Origin of the sequence: Achromobacter sp. ACM02, assembly GCF_014851605.1 — a bacterium.
Classification (GTDB): Bacteria; Pseudomonadota; Gammaproteobacteria; order Burkholderiales; family Burkholderiaceae_B; genus Achromobacter; species Achromobacter aegrifaciens.
This window is the reverse complement of the sequence record NZ_JACUZY010000006.1, coordinates 419,833-437,197: the sequence shown is the minus strand read 5'-3', so window position 1 is coordinate 437,197 and position 17,365 is coordinate 419,833. Positions and strand designations below refer to the sequence as shown.

13 protein-coding genes are annotated in these 17,365 nt (G+C 68.2%); 8 read left to right on the top strand and 5 right to left on the bottom strand.

From position 1 onward, the window contains the following. Nucleotides 1-13 precede the first annotated feature (13 nt). Complete coding sequence (gene tssH / locus IB258_RS21255) at nucleotides 14-2,623, top strand: type VI secretion system ATPase TssH (protein ID WP_192353183.1); 2,610 nt, start codon at nucleotides 14-16, stop codon at nucleotides 2,621-2,623. Nucleotides 2,624-2,627: 4 nt separating this feature from the next. On the opposite strand, the gene IB258_RS21250 is transcribed toward tssH, so the two are convergent. Both IB258_RS21250 and IB258_RS21245 read right to left on the bottom strand, forming a co-directional pair. After that, nucleotides 2,628-3,389, bottom strand: coding sequence for an FHA domain-containing protein (locus IB258_RS21250; RefSeq protein WP_119449732.1), 762 nt, complete (start codon nucleotides 3,387-3,389; stop codon nucleotides 2,628-2,630). Between the two features lie 27 nt (nucleotides 3,390-3,416). Beyond that, a complete protein-coding gene (locus IB258_RS21245) occupies nucleotides 3,417-3,788 on the bottom strand; it encodes a TssQ family T6SS-associated lipoprotein (RefSeq protein WP_054457206.1) in 372 nt (123 codons plus the stop codon). A gap of 118 nt (nucleotides 3,789-3,906) precedes the next feature. Here IB258_RS21245 and tssJ point away from each other — a divergent pair, with 118 nt between their 5' ends. Genes tssJ through IB258_RS21215 form a run of 6 tightly spaced genes read left to right on the top strand, consistent with a single transcriptional unit; the run spans nucleotide 3,907 to nucleotide 12,853 of the window. Continuing rightward, on the top strand, nucleotides 3,907-4,467 hold the full coding sequence (tssJ, locus tag IB258_RS21240) for a type VI secretion system lipoprotein TssJ (RefSeq protein WP_054457203.1): 561 nt from the start codon (nucleotides 3,907-3,909) through the stop codon (nucleotides 4,465-4,467). Between the two features lie 18 nt (nucleotides 4,468-4,485). Then, the gene (tssK, locus tag IB258_RS21235) at nucleotides 4,486-5,820 is read left to right on the top strand and encodes a type VI secretion system baseplate subunit TssK (protein ID WP_192353164.1); all 1,335 of its coding nucleotides are present in this window, start codon (nucleotides 4,486-4,488) and stop codon (nucleotides 5,818-5,820) included. A gap of 27 nt (nucleotides 5,821-5,847) precedes the next feature. After that, nucleotides 5,848-7,125, top strand: a complete 1,278-nt coding sequence (locus IB258_RS21230; protein WP_054457200.1) for a DotU family type VI secretion system protein — start codon at nucleotides 5,848-5,850, stop codon at nucleotides 7,123-7,125. Continuing rightward, complete coding sequence (tssM, locus tag IB258_RS21225; RefSeq protein ID WP_054457198.1) at nucleotides 7,122-10,751, top strand: type VI secretion system membrane subunit TssM; 3,630 nt, start codon at nucleotides 7,122-7,124, stop codon at nucleotides 10,749-10,751. The genes IB258_RS21230 and tssM overlap by 4 nt, the downstream gene beginning before the upstream one ends. 13 nt (nucleotides 10,752-10,764) lie before the next feature. Next, on the top strand, nucleotides 10,765-11,481 hold the full coding sequence (gene tagF / locus IB258_RS21220; protein ID WP_054457308.1) for a type VI secretion system-associated protein TagF: 717 nt from the start codon (nucleotides 10,765-10,767) through the stop codon (nucleotides 11,479-11,481). 19 nt (nucleotides 11,482-11,500) lie between these two features. After that, entirely contained in the window at nucleotides 11,501-12,853 is a 1,353-nt protein-coding gene (locus IB258_RS21215) for a hypothetical protein (RefSeq protein ID WP_192353163.1), read from the top strand. Nucleotides 12,854-12,913: 60 nt separating this feature from the next. Here the strand turns inward: IB258_RS21215 and lysA are convergent, their stop codons facing one another. Next, nucleotides 12,914-14,206, bottom strand: coding sequence for a diaminopimelate decarboxylase (gene lysA, locus IB258_RS21210; protein WP_054457194.1), 1,293 nt, complete (start codon nucleotides 14,204-14,206; stop codon nucleotides 12,914-12,916). Beyond that, entirely contained in the window at nucleotides 14,203-14,364 is a 162-nt protein-coding gene (locus IB258_RS21205) for a lipoprotein (protein ID WP_225590469.1), read from the bottom strand. The genes lysA and IB258_RS21205 overlap by 4 nt, the downstream gene beginning before the upstream one ends. 54 nt (nucleotides 14,365-14,418) lie before the next feature. Between IB258_RS21205 and cyaY the strand changes: the two genes are divergently transcribed. Further along, complete coding sequence (cyaY, locus tag IB258_RS21200; protein ID WP_013396958.1) at nucleotides 14,419-14,748, top strand: iron donor protein CyaY; 330 nt, start codon at nucleotides 14,419-14,421, stop codon at nucleotides 14,746-14,748. 60 nt (nucleotides 14,749-14,808) lie between these two features. On the opposite strand, the gene IB258_RS21195 is transcribed toward cyaY, so the two are convergent. Beyond that, nucleotides 14,809-17,256: a penicillin-binding protein 1A gene (locus tag IB258_RS21195; RefSeq protein WP_054457191.1), complete on the bottom strand. Its 2,448-nt coding sequence runs from the start codon at nucleotides 17,254-17,256 to the stop codon at nucleotides 14,809-14,811. Nucleotides 17,257-17,365 lie beyond the last annotated feature (109 nt).

Here is a 17,365-nt window from a genome sequence, read left to right as displayed (position 1 = left end):
GCGCCACCCTGCCATGTCCGATATCGGCCGCATCGACCTCTTCGGCAAGCTCAATCCACTGCTCTACCAGACGCTGGAGGGCGCCACCGCGTTCTGCAAGCTGCGAGGCAACCCCTATGTGGAGCTGGTGCATTGGGTGCACCAGATCCTGCACGCGCAAGACAGCGACCTGCATCGCATCGCGCGCCGCTTCGAGCTGGACCTGGCCGCCTTGCAGGCCGACCTGACGGCGGAGCTGGACCGCCTGCCGTCTGGCGCGGGCTCGGTCTCCGACCTGTCCGAACACATCGACCATGCGGTCGAAAGGGCCTGGGTGCTGGGCTCGCTGCGCTATGGCGCGGCGCGCATCCGCAGCGGCCATCTGCTGGCGGGACTGGCGCGGACCTATGCGCTGCGTCACGTGCTGCTGGGCATGTCGGCCCAGTTCTCGCGCATCGCGCCGGACACGCTGTTGGAACAGCTGCAGGAGATCGTGCAGGGCTCGCCGGAAGACGCGGCCGAGACAGCGCCCGTTGCCGCTGCCGGGGCGCCGGACGCGGGCGGTTCCGCGCTGGCGCGGTTCGCCGTCGACCTGACGGCGCGCGCGCGCGCGGGCGAGATCGACCCGGTTTCGGGACGCGATGAGGAAATCCGCCAGGTCATCGACGTGCTGATGCGGAGGCGGCAGAACAATCCGCTGCTGGCCGGCGAGGCCGGCGTCGGCAAGACGGCCGTGGTGGAAGGGCTGGCGCTGCGCCTGGCCGCAGGCGAGGTGCCGCCGCAGCTGCGCGATGTGGCGCTGTACCTGCTGGATATTGGCCTGCTGCAGGCGGGCGCGGGCGTGAAGGGCGAATTCGAGCAGCGGCTGCGCGGTGTCATCGATGAGGTGCAGGCCAGCGAGAAGCCGGTGGTGCTGTTCATCGACGAGATCCACACGCTGGTGGGCGCGGGCGGCGCGGCAGGGACCGGAGACGCGGCCAATCTGTTGAAGCCGGCGCTGGCGCGCGGCGAGCTGCGCACCATCGGCGCCACCACCTGGTCGGAATACAAGAAGTACATTGAGAAAGACCCCGCATTGAGCCGCCGCTTTCAGGTCATACAGGTGCACGAGCCCGACGAGGCGCGCGCATTCGGCATGTTGCGCGGACTGGCTGAAACGCTGCAGGCGCATCATGGCGTGCTGCTGCTGGACGAGGCGATCGAAGCGGCGGTGACACTGTCGCACCGCTACATTCCGGCGCGCCAGCTGCCCGACAAGGCCGTTGCGTTGCTGGACACGGCCTGCGCGCGCGTCGCCGTCAGCCAGCATGCGGCGCCGCCCAGCCTGGAGGATGCGCGCAGGCGGGTCCAGGCGCTGGAGCTGGCTCAACGCATCGCCGAACGCGAGCTGCGTCTGGGCGAGGGCGATGCGCAGCGGGTCGGACGCCTGGCGGCCGAGCAGGCCGTCGCCGCGAAAGAGGAGCAGGCGCTGGCGGAGCGCTGGGAGTCGGAACGCGCGCTGGCCGGAGAGGTGCTGAATTTGCGCCAGACGCTGGAGCTCGCCTCCTCCGATGCGCAGGAAGACCAGCGCCGCGCACTGGCGCAGGCGCGCATAGCGCTGGCGGCCAGTCAGGATGAATCCGCGATGGTGCATTGCGCGGTCGATGCCGCCGCCGTGGCCGCAGTGGTGGCCGACTGGACCGGCATTCCCGTGGGCCGCATGCTGCGGGACGAGGCGCGCGCGGTGCTGGACCTGGCGGACACGCTTTCGGCGCGTGTGATCGGCCAGCGAGATGCCCTGGAAGCGGTGGCGCGCCGCGTCCAGACTTCGCGGGCCGGCCTGACCGACCCGGACAAGCCGGTAGGCGTGTTCCTGCTCTGCGGCCCCAGCGGCGTCGGCAAGACGGAGACCGCGCTGGCGCTGGCCGAGGCGCTTTACGGCGGCGAGCAGAACCTGATCACCATCAACATGAGCGAGTTCCAGGAGTCGCACACGGTGTCCACGCTCAAGGGTGCGCCGCCGGGGTATGTGGGGTATGGCGAGGGCGGCGTGCTGACCGAGGCCGTGCGCCGGCGGCCCTACAGCGTGGTGTTGCTGGACGAGGTGGAGAAAGCGCATGCCGATGTGCACGAGATCTTCTTCCAGGTCTTTGACAAAGGCTGGATGGAGGACGGCGAGGGGCGCTATATCGATTTCCGCAATGCGGTGATCATCCTGACCTCCAACGTGGGCGCGGAACGGATCGCGACGCTATGCCGCGATCCCGAGCTGCTGCCCGACGCCGCCGCGTTGGCCGCGGCATTGCGCGAGCCGCTGCTGCAAGCCTTTCCAGCCGCGCTGTTGGGGCGGCTGGTGGCGGTGCCCTACCTGCCGCTGCCGGACGCCATGCTGGCGCGCATCGTGGACCTGCAGTTCGAGCGCGTGGGCCGCCGCCTGCTCGAGCAGCACGGCATCGTGCTGGAGGTGACGCCCGAGGCCACTGCGCTGGTGGTGGCGCGCTGCGCGGAGGTGGAGTCGGGGGCGCGCATGGTGGATGCCGTCCTGACCAACACCGTGCTGCCCCGGATCAGCCGGGAGCTGCTGGGCGCTTCCATGCAGGACCGCAGGCTGAGCAAAGTAAGCCTGTCGGTCGCCGACGGGGAGTTCCGCTATGACTACGCCTGAGGCCTCAGCGGTTCTTGTCGCCGGGTCCTGGCTTGACGGGCGCGGGCCGCAGGTAGCCGCCGATCTCGCGCAGATGATCGGACGCGCTGCGGCCGTCTGCCGCGTCGCGCGGGCGGCCCAGCGCGTCGTCGACGGGATGGGCCCGGTGCTCGGCCAATGCGTCGTGCGCGGGCAGGGCGGACGGGGTGCCGTCCGAGAAGATGCTGGGTGTGTCGTCGCCCGGCGCATCGAACAGCGCCAGGGGATCGGTGGGCGGGCGCGACACCGCGCCGTCGCCGGGCGGCAGGTGGCGCAGGGGATCTTCCGGGTTGCGCGCCTGCGCGGAGTCCAGATCGAAGGGGTGTGTGGAGACGTCCGGCGCGCTGCCCACGGGCAGGGTGCCGGGGCCGATCAGGTCGCTGAAGATGTCGTCGTCGACCACGGCGGCCGCGCTGGCCGCCGGAGTCTCCGGCGCGGCCGCTGCGGCGCGCAGCCGGTAGTCGCCGATCTGCAGCTCGTCGCCTGGATGCAGCGGCACTTCCTGGTCGCGCGCGAGCGCCTGGCCATTGACGCTGACGGTGCTCATGTCGCTCAGGTTGAGCAGAAAGCCGGCGTCATCGTCGTTGACGCGGATCGCCGCCTGCACGCGGCAGATGCCGCGCGTCGGATCGGGCAGGGCCAATTGGTTGTCGAGACTGCGGCCTACCGTGCCGCCGGGCGCCGTGAACACGGCGTGGATGGGTTCGAAGGCCGGATCGCCGGCACGCTGGAACACGGTGAGTTTCACGCCTGTCTCCTGGGCGCCGTCGGCGCGTTAACGGATCTGGGACGCTTGCGCCGCCTGGAATGCCGGTCCCCACTGGGGGTGTCCGGCCTCATTCGGCGCGAGCTGGAACGAGGGCTGCAGCTGCAGGATGCGCGCGAAGCTGTCCTCGCACAGTTGGCGATAGTTGGTCACGCAGTAGCTGAAGGCCTGCAGCTTGAGCGCTTCGACCCGCATGGGCGTGGGCGCGGTGGCAAGCGCGTCGGAAGTCGCCACCGTGCGCACGACGGCTCCGAAGCGGCTGGCGGCATATTCGTCGCGCACCTGCTGCAGCGCTTCCACGGCTTGCGGCGATGGGGTGGAAGCACAGGCTGCAAGCAGCGCGAGCGTGGATATCAAGCAAATGCGTGCGGACTGTTTCATGGCGCGGGCGTGTCGTTCGGAGTGTGTAGGCCTGGTCATTCCGCCGATGATAGCGGCCCGCCGTGCAAGGTATGCGTCGCGGCGTAACAGACGTGTGTACTTTTATTTCCGAGGTCTTATGAACGGTCCATGCCTACGAGTGATTCCGACGGGACGGCGGCGCACCGCGGCAATTCTCGCGGCTGCGTTGACGGCGGCGATGCTCGCGGCATGCTCGTCGACGGCCAAGCGAGTGCCCGTGCCGTACGCGATCGAACTGCGCGCGGATCCGAAAGTGAACCAGAACGCCAGCGGCAGGCCCTCGCCGGTGCAGGTGACGATCTATGAACTGAAATCGGCCAGCATCTTCGAATCGCGCGACTTCTTCACCTTGCAGGGCGATGCGCATGCGGCGCTGGGCGCGGAGCTGCTCAATGTCGACCAGGTCATCCTGAAACCGGGTGAAACCAAGGTGGTGCAGTACCCAGGCAACGCCGAGGCGCGCGTGGTGGGCGTGGTGGCGGCCTATCGCGAACTGGAGCAAAGCAAGTGGCGGCTGCTGGTGTCGTTGCCCGAGGCGCAGAACACCAACATCTACAAGGTCTGGCAGTTTTCGCCGAACGAGGAGACGGTGAAGGTCGCGGTCAAGCGCGACGGGCTGGAAGAAGTGGATCGCAGCCGTTCGTGGTGGCCCTTTTAGAAGCGAAGAGAACCGCACATGGTGAGTAGAGACAAAGTGATCTGGTCGGAGGGAATGTTCCTGCGGCCGCAGCATTTCCAGCAGTTTGAACGCCATATGCTGCATACCGCGCAGCAGCGCGCAGCCACGCTCCAGGGATGCTTCTGGGGCTTTGGCCAGCTGTCGCTGGACCGCGACGCGCTGGCGATCGGCAAGGTGGCGCTGACCCGGGCGCAAGGCGTCATGCCCGATGGCACGCCTTTCGATTTCTCGCATCCGGACGCGGCGCCCGCGGCGTTCGAAGTACCGGCGCAGACGCGCGGCGCGCGCATCGTGCTGGCCCTGCCGCGCGTGCGCGCCGGCGCCAGCGACGTCATCTACGAAGGCGAGGAAGACACGCTGGCGCGCTATCTGGTGCACGAGGCCGAAGTGGAAGACAGCGGCTCCGTGGCGCTGGAACCCGTCCTGATGCAGCTCGGACGCTTGCGGCTGCGGTTGATGCTGGAAGACGAACTCACCGACGACTGGCTGGGCCTGGGCGTGGCGCGCGTGCTGGAGCGGCGTTCAGACAACCGGGTGGTGCTGGACGAAGGCTATGTGGCGCCGTGGCTGGCGGCGGGCGAGCATCCGGTTCTGCGGGGCTTCGTCGATGAACTGCAGGGACTGCTCGACGCGCGCAGCGAGGCGCTGGCCTCGCGCCTGTCGCAGCCCGGCCGCGGCGGCGTTTCCGAGGTGTCGGACTTCATGCTGCTGGAGACCGTCAACCGCTATATGGGTTCGATCTGGCATGTGCGGCAGCTTCCGGCGCAGCATCCCGAACGTCTGTTCCACGACTGGCTGATGCTGGCCTGCGACCTGGCCACCTTCACGTCGGCCACGCGCCGGCCCGGTGTGCTGCCGGACTACGTGCACGATGATCTGCAGGGCAGCTTCACGCCTTTGATGAACGAGCTGCGCCGCTCCCTGTCGGCCGTGCTGGAGCAGCGCGCCTTGCAGATACCGCTGCAGGACCGCGGCCAGGGCGTGCGCGTGGCGCAGATCCAGGACGCGGAACTGTTGCAGTCGGCCGGCTTCGTGCTGGCGGTGCATGCGGACCTGGGCGTGGAGACCGTGCGGGCGCGCTTTCCGGCGCAGGTCAAGATCGGTCCGGTGGAACGCATCCGCGACCTGGTGCACCTGCAATTGCCGGGCGTCGCCGTGCGCGCGCTGCCCGTGGCGCCGCGACAGATTCCGTACAGTGCCGGACATGTCTATTTCGAACTGGATAAGAGCGGCGAATTCTGGAAGCAGCTGGAGCGCACCGGCGCGCTGGCGTTGCATCTGGCGGGCGATTTTCCCGGGCTGACGATGGAGTTCTGGGCGCTGCGCGACTGAGCGCGGCCAAACCAGGCGGAGACAACTATGCATGCTTCGGATCACACGCTGGCCGGCCCTCCGGGCGGCATCGGCGAAGGCGCTGCCAATACGGCGGGCAGGCTGCGTCCCCACGATTACGTCATCAGCGGCGCCAATCCGCTGGTGGCGGCGGCCAACCCGCTGCTGGACCTGATCCCGCAGATCCGCGCCACGGCGACGCATCCCTCGCCTGCGATGCTGCGCGAGCACCTGCTGGACGAAGTGCGGCAGTTCGAGCTGCGCGCGCAGCAGGCGGGCATCCCCAACGAAACCATACTGGGCGCGCGCTACTGCCTGTGCACGGCGCTGGACGAGGCCGCGGCGCTCACGCCATGGGGCGGGGGCGGAGTGTGGTCCGCGCACAGCCTGCTGGTCACGTTCCACAACGAGACCTGGGGCGGAGAAAAGTTCTTCCAGCTGCTGGCCAAGCTGTCGCAGAACCCCGGGCAGCACCTGGATCTGCTGGAGTTGCTGTATTACTGCCTGCTGCTGGGCTTCGAAGGGCGCTACCGCGTGATCGACAACGGCCGCTCGCAGCTGGAAACGCTGCGCCAGCGCCTCTTGCGGATCCTGCGCGGCGCGCGCGGCGATTATCCGCTGGCGCTGTCTCCGCATTGGCGCGACGAGCCGGCGCAGACGCCATTGCGCCGCCTGCCCGTGCCGCTGTGGGTGTTCGGCGCGTTGGCAGCCGTCCTGGCACTGGCCCTGTACTGGGGCCTGGGCTGGCGTCTGGGCAGCGAGTCCGACGGCGTGTTCGCGTCCATCGCCAAGCTGCGTCCGCCCACGGTGCAGATCGCCCCGACCGCCGTGAAGCGGCCCGCGCCCGCGCCGCGGCTGGCGGTGTTCCTGGCGCCCGAGATCCGCGACCAGTTGGTCACCGTGCGCGATGAGGTGGACCGCAGCGTGGTGGTGCTGCGGGGCGATGGCGTATTCGAATCTGGCGCCAGTTCCGTGCGCGACCAGTACCTGCCGGTGCTGTCGCGCGTGGCCGATGCCTTGCGCGAGACGCAGGGCAGCATCCTGGTGCGCGGCTACTCCGACAACACGCCGATGCGCAGCGCACGCTTTCCGTCCAACTGGCATTTGTCGCAGGCGCGCGCGGATGCGGTCAAGGACATGCTGGAGCAACGCCTGGGCCAGACGGCCCGCGTGCGCGCAGAAGGGCGCGGCGACGCTGATCCGGTGGCGCCCAATGACACGGCCGCGGGCCGCGCGCTGAACCGGCGGGTGGAGATCACGGTGCTGGTGCCGCCGGTGGCGCACGAGCAGGGAGGACAGGAATGATCTACAGGCTGTTCGGATGGTTCTTCAGCCGCCGCGTGTGGAACTTCCTGGGGCTGGTGGCCCTGGCGGTGCTGATCTGGATCGCGGGGCCGCTCATCGCCATCGGCACGGTGCGCCCGTTGGAAAGCGAAACGGTGCGCATCGCCGTCATCGTGGCGATGTTCGCGATCTGGCTGCTGCGGCTGTTGTGGCGCAAATGGCGCGAAGGGCGCTTGAACGCGCAGCTGCTGAGCCAGTTGCGGCGGCCCCGGCCCAAGGCGGAAAAGCCGCTGGAGGAAGCCGCCGGCAACGACGAGATACGCCAGCTGGAGGCGCGCTTTCACGAGGCCGTGGAACTGCTGCGCAAGACCCGCTTCGAGAGCCGCGGCAGGCGCGGCGCGCTGGACCGGTTCTCCAAGCAGTACCTGTATCAGCTGCCCTGGTACGTGATCATCGGCGCGCCGGGCGCGGGCAAGACCACCGCGCTGGTGAATTCAGGCTTGAACTTTCCTCTGGCCGAACGCTACGGCAAGGTGGCCTTGCGCGGCGTGGGCGGCACGCGCAATTGCGACTGGTGGTTCACTGACGATGCCGTGTTGCTGGACACGGCGGGGCGCTACACCACGCACGAAAGCGATCCGACCGGCGACGAAGAAGAGTGGCGCGGCTTTCTCGGCCTGCTGTCCAAGTACCGCGGCCGCCAGCCCATCAACGGTGCCATGCTCACTGTCAGCGTCGAAGACCTGCTGTCGGCGTCGGATGCGGAACGGGCGCAGCATGCGGCAGTGCTGCGACGCCGCCTGCAGGAATTGCGCGAGCAGCTGGGCATCGCATTCCCGGTGTATGTGCTGGTGACCAAGACGGATCTGCTGTCCGGTTTCGAAGAGTACTTCGCTTCCTTTACCCGAGAGGAGCTGGCGCAGATCTGGGGCTTTACCTTGCCGTATGCGCGCGCGCAGGAGCCGGGTTTCGACCTGTATGAAGCCTTTCACGAAGAGTATGCGCTGTTGCAGCGGCGGTTGGATGACGCCTTGCCTGAAGTGGTGGCGGCCGAGAGCGATCCTGCGCGGCGCGCGCTTGCCTACATGTTGCCGCAGCAGTTCGCGGGCCTGCAGGCCATCCTGGGCCATTTCCTGAGCGATGTGTTCGCGACTTCGAAGTTCGAGGCGCGGGTCATTCCGCGAGGCGTCTACTTCACCAGCGGCACGCAGGGCGGAGAGACCTTCGACCAGGTGACTGGCCATCTGAAGCGCTACCTGCGCATCGACGGCGGCGCCGCGCCCGCGGCCAGCGTGCCGGGCGAGGCGGAAGGACGCAGCTACTTCCTGAAGAACCTGCTGCAGGACGTCATCTTCCGCGAGGCCGGCCTGGCCAGCCGCAACCTGCGTTGGGAACGCCGCTATCGGCAGTTGCACTGGGCGGGGTACGGCCTGGTGACAGCGGCCTTCCTGGCTTTGGTCGCGGGTTGGACGATGAGCTATCGCAACAACGCCGATTACGTGGAAGAGGTGGCGCGGCGGGTGCCGGCGGTGGAGAAGCTTAGCCGCGACATCAAGATCACGCGCACCGGCGACCTGCTGGGGCTGATGCCGTTCCTGGACAGCCTCTGGTACCTGCCCCAGCACGAGGGCTTCGAGATCGACAATCCGCCCCTGAGCTATCGCTATGGCCTCTACCAGGGCCAGAAGCTGCGGGCGGCGGCGCAGGGCGTGTACGGCAACACGCTGGACCAGGTGCTGCTGCCGCAGGTGGCGCGGCGCGTCGAGACCGCCCTGCGCGACGCCTCGGCCAGCGACCTGGAGTATTCCTACGAGGCGCTGCGGGCCTATCTGATGCTGTACGAGGCCGAACGCTACGACGCGGAGTTCATGCATGCGTGGCTGCTCTCGGACATGCAGGCCACCCTGCCTGAAGGCTACACGCGGCGCCAGTATGAGCAGCTGTCGCTGCACCTGCGCAACCTGACGCAGAGCCACGTGCTGGCGTCGCCGTTTCCCAAGGACGACGCGCTGGTGGCCCAGGCGCGCGAGAAGCTGGCGCGCTACACGCTGGCGCAACGCGCCTACAGCCGGCTGCGCCGCACCCTGGCCAACGCCGACGCGGCGCCCGAGATCACGGTGGTGACGCTGGGCGGCGCGCAGGCCAGCGCCGTCTTCGTGCGCAAGAGCGGCAAACCGTTGAGCCAGGGCATTCCCGCGCTCTACAGCTATCGCGGCTATTGGGACGTGTTCAACAAGCGCGTGACCGGCGTGGCCGAGGTGCTGCGTTCGGATGATGCGTGGATCCTGAACATCCCGTTGCGCAGCCAGCTGGACCAGACGGCGCAACGCCAGCTGGTGGTCGACATCAAGCGCTTGTACATGAACGACTACGTGGCGCAGTGGGACGGCTATCTGAACGATATGCAGCTGGCGCCCAGCAAGTCGCTGCTGCAGAACATCCAGATGGCGCGCACCTTGTCCGCGCCGGAGTCTCCGCTGGTGCAGCTGGTGCGCGGCGTTGCGCGCGAGACCTCCTTGCTGCGCGATACCGGCAAGGATGACCGCTCGCTGGTGGACCAGGCGCGCGACCGCGTCAGCAGCACGCGCGAGGCGCTGGAGCAGATGTTCGGGCCAACCGGGCCCGGCGCGGCCATGCGGGCCGACGCCACCGACGAGAAGCTGGAGCGCATCGTGGACCAGCATTTCGAGCCGTACCGCCGGCTGGCCGAAGGCGAGGGCGCGGCGGCCGGCGCCACCTCGCCGATCGCAGCCACCACCGGCCTCATCAACGAGCTCTATACCTATCTGACGGCGGCGGATGCGGCCTTGCGCAGCGGCAGCCCCGCACCCAGCTCGGATTCCGTGACCAAGCTGAGGGCCGAGGCGGGCCGCTTGCCAGGGCCGCTGCGCGACGTGCTCAACTCGCTGTCGGTGAACGCGTCCGGCGAGGTGTCCGACGTGGCCCGCGCGCGCATGGGCGAGACCGTGTCCGCCACCATCGGCATGTTCTGCGGCCAGTCCGTGGCCGGACGCTATCCGTTTTCGAGCCGTTCGGCGCGCGACGTGGCGCCCAACGATATGGCGCGGCTGTTCGGGCCCAATGGCCTGATGGACGACTTCTTCCAGAAGAACCTGGCGAACCAGATCGACGTTTCCGGACAGCGCTGGCGCTTCAAGCCCGGCATCGACGGCAAGTCGGGGGAGAACTCCACCACGCTGGACGCGTTCCAGCGCGCGGGCGTGATCCGCGACGTGTATTTCATGGCGGGCAACCCCATGCCCTCGTATCGGGTGGCCATCAGGCCCGTGGAAATGGACGCGGGCATTACCCAGTTCGTGATGGACGTGGATGGCCAGGCGGTGCGCTACGCGCATGGTCCGCAGGTGGCGACCACGGTGCAGTGGCCCGGTCCGCGCGGCAGCAACCAGGTGCGCATCGAGCTCACGCCGCAGGTCGGCGCGGCTGGCATGACCACGTCGGGCCCCTGGGCGCTGAACCGCATGCTGGACCGCGCCCAGCTGCGACGGGGGGCCACGCCGGAGGTCACGCTGGCCACATTCGATCTGGGCGGGCGCAAGGTGGTGCTGGAGATCACCGCCAGCAGCGTCAAGAGCCCTTTCCATCTGGCCGAGATGCAGGCGTTCGCCTGCCCGGGCGCGTCGTGAACAGGACATGGATATGGAGCTAGCAGTGGAGCGTGGGCGTGTGGGCTGGTACGGCAAGATTCCGGCGGCGGGCGACTTCGTGCACCGACGCCTGCCGCGCGAGCTGATCACCTGGTGGGACCGCTGGCTGCAGTTCGGGCTGGCGGCGCTGAAGCAGGCGCCGGACGTCAATGCCGCGCGCGGCTTCGCGTCGGCGCCCATCTGGAATTTCGCGATTCCCGCCGGGCCGGGCGCGGGTGTCGCACAGCTGGGCTGCATCACGCCCAGCCGCGACCGGGTGGGCCGGGGCTACCCGCTGTGCGTGGTCATGGCCGTACCGCCCGCGCAGTACCACAGCAGCATCCTGGATGGCGCCAGCGACTACTACCGGCAGATCGGCGCCAGCATGCTGGCGGCGGTGCGCCATGGCTGCCCGGCGGAGCAGTTCGACCGCAGCCTGCAGCAGGTGCGTACGCCTGCCGCAGCGCCGGGCGCCGCCGCGCCGCGCGGCGGCAGCGACATCATGGACATCCTGAGCGCCGGCCGCGAGCAGGATTCCGCGCCGCTGGCGCGCCGCGCGCTGGGCGCCTGGCCCGACCTGCCGTTCTGCTTCAACCCCAGTTCCCACACCAGTTATTGGTGGACCAACCAGGCGGACGGCGCGGCCTTGCAGACCTACATCCATGGCGGCGCGCTGAACGCGACGCTGTTCGCCAGGCTGTTCTCATCCCTGCCGACCTGGCATCCCTGAATCTGCCGGAGGACCGCGCATGCTACGAACTTCAGCTGTGCCGCCTGGACCGGGCGCGGGGGGCTTCCCGGCCGCGCCAGATGTGGAGCGCCTGGACGATATCCTGCGCCTGCCGCCCGGGCGGCTGCGTGAACAGGAGATCCTGCGAGTGGTCGCCGGCCTGTCCGCGTCCCTGGCCGCCATGCACGAAGGCGGCCGGGCGCATGGCGGCATTTGCCCAGATGCCGTGGTCCGCGACGGGCAGGGTTTTGCCGTCCTGGCGCCGCCTTTCGATGCGGCGCCCGATGACGAAGACGCAGCGCGGCATGCCGGTTACGCCGCGTTCGAACAGTACACGGACGATCCGGGGCATTCTTGCGGCCCCTGGACGGACGTGTATGGGCTGGCGGCGCTGGCGTACTTCCTGGCGACGGGCGCGGCCCCTCCAGGCGCGCTGGCGCGCCGTGTACGCGACGATTGCCCGCCTCTGGATGAGTGGCATCCGGGCGCCTATCGCGCGGCCTTCTGCGCCGCCGTGGACGAGGGCCTGGCGATGGAGGCGCAGGCGAGACCGCGGACAGCCGCGGCGCTTGCTGCGGCGATGGGCGTGATCCCGCCGGCGGTGCCGGCTCCTGCGGCGGTTTCTGTGGCCGCTCCTGTGGAGGATCCGGAGCCGGACATGACCGCGCCTTCATTGATGATGGAGACGCCCGCCGGCGACCTTGCCGATCCGCCGCCGGCCGCCGCTCGCCTGACCGCGATGCGGCCGGAACACCCGACGCGCGCGCGGCGCATGCTGCCGCTGGCCGTGGCGGGCCTTTTGCTGCTTGCGGCGGGGGGATATGCATGGCTGCGGCCGGCACAGCCGCCGGTGGAGCTGGCTGGCGTGGCGCCGCCTCAAGCTCAGCAGCAACCCCAGCCCCAATCGGAGCCACCGTCCCAACCGCCGCCGCAACCCCTGCCGCCGTCGGAACCACAGCCGCAACCCGCGCCCGCGCCGACTCCACCGACCTCGCCGGACTCCCCCGCCGCGGCCCTACCAGCCTCGCCGCCGCAGGCCGCAGCCACTGGCTCCACCATGCCGTCCGCCAGCCCGAAGCCAGATAGCGCCCCTGAGCCTGAAGCCGCGGCAGCCCCCGCCGCGTCAGAGCCCGCCGCGCCCGCGACGCCGCCGCCTCAGGCGGCGCCTGTCACGGTGCGCGTGGCCGTGCGTCCATGGGGAGAGGTGGTGGTCAATGGCCGCTCGCGCGGCGTCAGCCCGCCGCTGCGCGAACTGTCCCTGCCGCCAGGCCGTTACCAGGTGACGGTGCGCAACGCATCAGCGGGCGATTACCGCATGACCCTGACAGTAGCGCCGGGCCGGCCGGCTTCCATCACGCATGAGTTCGAGTGAAATGAGCGGCATCGCGCCCCTATGCGGCGCGCGGTCCGCGCCGCGGATGGCGGCAGCCCCTCAGGGCAGCGTGGATTCGCCCTTGAGCAGGTCGTCCAGCGTTTCGCGCTGGCGCACGACGTAGTACTTGTCACCGTCGACCATGGCTTCCGCCGCGCGGGGGCGGGCGTTGTAATTGCTGGCCATGGCCATGCTGTAGGCGCCCGCGGACTCCACCGCCAGCAGGTCGCCCTGTTGGAGAGCAAGCTTGCGCTGCCGGGCCAGCCAGTCGGCGCTTTCGCAGACCGGGCCGACGATGTCGTATAGGGTTTCGTCGCCCGCGCGCGGATGCACGGGGCGCACGCCGTGGAAGGCTTCGTACAGCGCGGGACGCAGCAGGTCGTTCATGGCGGCGTCGACGATGGCGAAGTTGCGCGCTTCCGAGTGCTTCAGGTACTGGACCCGCGTGAGCAGCACGCCGGCGTTGCCCACCAGCGAGCGGCCGGGCTCCAGCACCAGGTGCAGATGGCCGAAGCCGCGCGCGTTCAGGCGTTCGAAGACACGGTCCAGCAAGGCCTGGGGCGAGGGCGGGATCTCATCCGTATAGCGGATGCCCAGGCCGCCGCCCAGGTCCAGATGGACGATCCGGATGCCAGCCTGATCCAGCTTTTCGATCAGGTCCAGCAGCTTTTCCAGCGCGTCGAAATAGGGACTGATGTCGGTGAGCTGCGAACCGATGTGGCAGTCCACGCCCACGATTTCCAGGGCCGGCAGCGACTGGGCCAGGCGGTAGACGTCCAGCGCCGATTCGATGGCGATGCCGAACTTGTTTTCCTTCAGGCCGGTGGAGATGTATGGATGCGTCTGCGCATCCACGTCCGGATTCACCCGCAGCGAAACGGGCGCGCGCAGACCCATGTCATGCGCGATTTCCGACAGCCGGCGCAGTTCGGCTTCGGACTCGACGTTGAAGCACTTGACCTTGGCGGCCAGCGCGGCGCGCATTTCCCAGGCCTGCTTGCCCACGCCGGAAAATACGATCCTGGACGGGTCCGCACCGGCCGCCAGGGCGCGCTTGAGCTCGCCGCCGGAAACGATGTCGAAGCCCGCGCCCAGGCGCGCGAATTCCTTCAGGACGGCCAGGTTGGAATTGGCCTTCATGCCGTAGCAGACCAGCACCGGATGCTGGCCGACGGCATTGCGGTAGGATTCCCAGGCAGCCTTGAGCGCGGCGCGCGAGTATACGTACAGCGGCGTGCCCAGCTTTTCGGCCAGGTGATCCAGCGGCACGTCCTCGGCGTACAGGACATTGTTGCGGAACTGGAAGTACGGATGACCGGCCAGTTCAGGCTGCGCGGGGAATCGGGGTGTCATGGAATGGACTGCACCGGCGGGATGGGCGTCGGTTGCGGCTGCGGCTGCGTGCGCGAGGGCGGCTTGCCGTCCGGCGTCGGCATGTACAAGGGGCCCTTATACCCGCAGGCGGCAACCATGCCGGTCGCCAGCAGCGTGGCTACAATGCGAAGGACCATGCGGCGAAATGCCAAGTGGAACACTGGGAACTCCTAAATCTTGCAGGCTCGATTATGACCGAAACCGAATTTCTTGCGTTGATCGACCAGGTGCTGAACAGCATCGAAAGCCAGGCCGATGACTGGGCGGCTTCGCTCGATGTCGACGTCGAAACCAGCCGCAGCGGCAATGTGCTGACGATGGTTTTCGAGGACAACACCCATGTGGTGGTGAACAGCCAGGCTGCCATGCAGGAGCTGTGGGTCGCGGCGCGCAGCGGCGGCTTTCACTACCGCTACGATGGCCAGCACTGGAACGATACCCGAGGCGGCCCGCAGTTGCCGGATGCCCTGTCGCAGATCTGTTCCGCGGCAGCCGGCGTACCCGTGACGATACGCCTGTAAAACGTCACCTTCAGGCGAAAAAAAGGCCGGCCCCATAGGGCCGGCCTTGTCATTTGCGCGTCAGAACGGAATCTTCTGGGACCAGGGCGTGTTGCCTTGCGTGCCTACGCCCGGCGCCACCTTGATCCGGGTTTCCTCGCTGGTGCTGCCGTTCAGGCCGTTGAGGAACTCACCCAGCGTGTCGGCCTCGGGCAAGCCCAGGCGCGCCACCGCTTGTCCGGGCGGGAATTCGGAGAAGTAGAACTCGCCGTTTTCGACCAGCAGGCCATCGGGGCGGGGACGCGGCTTCTCTTCGGGCACGCCCTTGAGGACCGTCTGCATGTAATCGACCCAGATCGGCATGGCGACGCCGCCGCCGGTTTCGCGCGAACCCAGGGACTTGGGCTGGTCAAAGCCCAGCCACGCGGTGGCGACCAGCGACGGGGTGTAGCCGGAGAACCAGGCGTCCACCGATTCGTTGGTGGTGCCGGTCTTGCCTGCGATGTCGTTGCGCTTGAGCAGGACGCGGGCGCGCGCTGCGGTGCCGTAGGTGGCCACGCCGCGCAGGATGTCGTCCATGACCCAGGCCGTGCGCGGATCGATGGCGCGGGCCGCGGCGTCGCCGGCCACGACCGGCTTGGACTGCATGATGACCTTGCCGCTGCTGTCGGTGACGCGGTCGATCAGGTAGGGCGTGACGCGGTAGCCGCCATTGGCGAACACCGAGAAGGCGCCGGCCAGCTGCAAGGGCGTGACCGAGCCCGCGCCCAGCGCCAGCGGCAACACGGCGGGCTGGCGGGCCTTGTCGAAGCCGAAGCGGGTCAGGTAGTCCTGCGCGTACTGCGGGCCGATGGCCTGCAGGATACGGATCGACACCATGTTCTTGGACTTGTACAGGCCCTGGCGCAGGGTCAGCATGGGTTCGTACTGATTGCCGTAGTTCTTCGGGTTCCAGGCCTTGGAGCCGGTCTGCGCGGCCGTCAGTTCGAAGGGCTGGTCCGAGATCTGCGTGCCCGGGGTCAGGCCGCGTTCCAGCGAAGCGGCGTAGATGAAGGGCTTGATGTTCGAACCCGGCTGGCGCCAGGCTTGCGTCACCCGGTTGAAGTTGCCGCGGTAGAAGTCAAAGCCGCCGACCATGGCGCGGATGGCGCCATCTTGCGGCGACAGCGCCACGAAGGCCGCCTGCACCGAAGGCAGGTTGATGATTTCCCAGTTGTCGCCGAACTTGCGGATGTAGACCACGGAGCCGCGCTTGATGCGCTGCTCGGGCTTGGCCTTGTCGTTCAGCGCGCGCGCCACGACGCCCAGCACCTTCTTGTCGGTGACGGTGATGATCTCGCGCGAGCTGCGCGCCAGCTTCACTTCGGTGGGGCTGGCCGACAGCACCAGCGCCGTCAGCAGGTCGCCGCTGTCGCTGAACTTGTCGAACACGCCGTCCAGGAATTCGTCCAGCGCCTGCGGGTTGTTCTCGGTGCCCGGCGGCAGGTCGAGCTGTTCCTCGGGGCCGGGGTAGGGCGCGCGGCGCGTGTATTCCAGCACGCCTTCGCGCACGGCGCGGTAGGCCGCTTCCTGGTCCTTGGACTGCACGGTGGTGTAGATATTGATGCCGCGCGAATAGACGTTGTCCTGGTACACGTTGAACAACAGCTGGCGTGCCAGTTCCGCCACGTACTCGCCATGGATGGAATAGCCGCCGGCCGGCGTGCCTTCCGCGGACTTCATGACGATGGGCTGGGCCAGCGCCTGCTGGTATTCCGGTTCGGTCAGGTAGCCCAGCGAGTGCATGCGGCCCAGCACGTAGCGCTGGCGCAGCTCGGCGCGCGGGCGGTTGGCGATAGGGTTGAAACGCGAGGGCGCCTTGGGGATGCCGGCCAGCATGGCGGCTTCCGCAGGCGTGACTTCGGACAGGGGCTTGCCGAAGTAGGTGCGCGAGGCGGCCGCGAAACCATAGGCGCGGTGGCCCAGGTAGATCTGGTTCATGTAGAGCTCGAGGATCTGGTCCTTGGTGAGCTCCGACTCGATCTTGAAGGTCAGCAGCAGTTCATAGAACTTGCGCGAATAAGTCTTTTCCGACGACAGGTAGAAGTTGCGCGCCACCTGCATCGTGATGGTGCTGGCGCCCTGCGACTTCGACATGCTGACCAGGTTGGTCAGGCCGGCGCGCGCCACGCCCATCCAGTCGATCCCGCCGTGCTGGTAGAAGCGGTCGTCCTCGGCCGCCAGCACCGCGGACTTCATGACGTCCGGGATTTCGTTGAAGCGCAGCACGTTGCGGCGCTCTTCGCCGAATTCGCCGATCAGGACGCGGTCCGCCGTAAAGACGCGCAGCGGCACCCGGGGGCGGTAGTCCGTCATGGCGTTCAGGTCGGGCAGGTTGGGCCAGGCCAGCGCCAACGCCATCCCAGCCAGCAGCACGCCGCACAGGAACAGGCCGGCAAAGAAAATGCCGGTTTTTACGAAGAATCGCAGTATCGGGGAACCGCTCTTGGCGGGCTTGTCTTTCTTGGAGGAATTCTGGGGCTTGCTCATCGCGGCGATTTTACGGGTATCTCCGGGTCCGTCTTGGCACGGGGCACCGGTTTCTGTAACAAAATCGTTCAGTGTGGTAGGCGGGCAACTGGCGGCTGATGTGATAATG